General features: G+C 65.0%; 1 protein-coding gene. It reads left to right on the top strand.

Translation table 11 applies throughout. The annotated features are described in order from the left end of the window. The coding region (locus SB772_RS40445; RefSeq protein WP_410838576.1) for a response regulator transcription factor at positions 1 to 254 on the top strand (254 nt) is incomplete at its 5' end. Positions 255 to 277: the final 23 nt, after the last annotated feature.

The following is a 277-nucleotide window of genomic DNA, read 5'->3' as shown; positions in this document are numbered from 1 at the left end:
CGAAACGGCTGCAGGACGATCACTCGCTGCTCGATCTGCGCGCGTGTTGGGAATCGCTGACGCCGCGCGAATGCGAGGTGCTGCAACACGTCGCGACGGGCCTGATGAACAAGCAGGTCGCGGGCAACATGGGCATCGCGGAGATCACGGCCAAGATTCATCGCAGCCAGGCGATGCGAAAAATGAAGTGCCGCTCGGTGGCCGAACTGGTGCGCAAGATGACTGCGCTCGGCATCAACGTGCCGTCGCGCTAGCGGCGGCGCGGGCGCGAAACGCG

The sequence above is a fragment of the Paraburkholderia sp. SIMBA_030 genome (genome assembly GCF_046535245.1).
Taxonomy (GTDB): Bacteria; Pseudomonadota; Gammaproteobacteria; order Burkholderiales; family Burkholderiaceae; genus Paraburkholderia.
The sequence above is the reverse complement of the archived record's forward strand: the minus strand, read 5'-3'. Positions and strand labels throughout refer to the sequence as shown.